This window comes from Mesorhizobium sp. WSM4806 (assembly GCF_055811635.1).
In genome coordinates this window covers 1-1,586 of record NZ_JBVVQZ010000058.1, presented here as the reverse complement: position 1 = coordinate 1,586, position 1,586 = coordinate 1, and the positions used below count along the sequence as shown (strand labels likewise).

The following is a 1,586-nucleotide window of genomic DNA, read 5'->3' as shown; positions in this document are numbered from 1 at the left end:
AGGGCACTGGCCGCCTGAGACGCGGCGCCATGTCCGCCGCTCCGCTAAACACGGGGGCTGCGCGGCGGACACGCCAACGTCACCGCTGAATGCCACGTCATTGTTGCAGATGGGGTGGATGCCAGCCTTCTCCGACGGCATCGCAATGTGCCAAGTTGTGGTGTTAGCGCCACGCAAAGGAGAGGCAGGCATCCATGGAAAAGGTTACAATCATTGGGGTCGATCTGGCAAAAAACGTCTTTCAGCTGCACGGAGCGGCAGCTGATGGGTCGGTTGTGTTCCGCAAGAAGCTGTCGCGCCTGCAGTTTTGCAAGTTCATGGCGAGTCAACCGGCATGTGTCGTGGCGATGGAAGCGTGCGGCAGCTCCCACTACTGGGCCCGTCAGATGGCTCGGCTTGGCCATGAGCCAATACTGATTGCCCCGGCCTATGTCAAACCGTTCGTCAAGCGGCAGAAGAACGACGTCGCAGATGCGGAGGCGATCGTCGAAGCAGCGCAACGACCGACAATGCGCTTTGTCGAACCGAAGACCAAGGAACAGCAGTCCAGGGCTATCGTGTTTCGCACCAGAGAGCAGTTCGTGAATCAGCGAACCGAATTGGTGAATGCACTGCGCGCGCACCTCTATGAGTTCGGTTATGTTGCTCCGCAAGGCATCGGCCACCTGCCACGTCTGGCAGAGATCGTCGAGGACGAGAGCGCAGACCTGCCGGATTTGGTCCGCGACATCTGCAGCGCTCTACTTAACCAGATCGATCAGTTGAGCAGCCGGCTCGCGGCATTGAAGAAGACGATCGACACGCTGTCCAAGCAAGCTGCAACATCTCGGCGCTTGCAAACCATGCCCGGTGTCGGCGGCCCTATCGCTGCCCTTGCCATTGAAACCTTTGCGCCGCCGATGGAGGCACTTCAAGTGCGGTCGCGATTTCGCCGCCTGGCTCGGGCTGGTCCCTCGGCAGAAGTCGAGCGGCGGCAAGCAACGGCTAGGGAAGGTATCGAAGATGGGCCAGCGCGATATTCGGCGGTTGCTCATCATCGGCGCCATGGCTGTGGTTCGATGGGCGTCTCGGAGGCGCCCGCCCGACGGTTCCTGGCTTGCCCGCTTGATGTTAAAGAAACCGCGCATGCCGGTGGCAATCGCGCCGGCCAACAAGATGGCGCGTGGCATCTGGGCCATGCTGACGAAACAGGAGGACTACCGGAATCCGGCGACGGTGCCTGCGTAATTTCCAACAACGCGCCGAGACCGGGACGTCGGGGATGTGAGGAAGGCATGAACTGCATGGGCAAATGATCGATCAGATCGGGGTCAGCAAAACCAGAGTCAAGTTGAGAGCCCACGCAAGCTCGCATTGCTGATTGGACCTGATCACCATACCGGCCCGCGGCATATGGAACGGCCGGAAATCAAGGCCTGACACATGACCGAACTCGATCACATGTCCAATGCTTCAGGTTCTTCCTTGCAAAACGGCTGGCATCCACACAAGAACTTGACGCACACAACTGTTCAAGTCCCGCCTCTTGCACCTCATATCCGCCGTACAAGTGCCTCGACCGCCGATCGGGTCGGCGGGCAAGTTTC

General features: G+C 59.7%; 1 pseudogene. It reads left to right on the top strand.

From position 1 onward, the window contains the following. The first annotated feature begins 194 nt into the window (after positions 1-194). Positions 195-1,227, top strand: a pseudogene (locus tag AC0L2M_RS34555) (IS110 family RNA-guided transposase). Positions 1,228-1,586 lie beyond the last annotated feature (359 nt).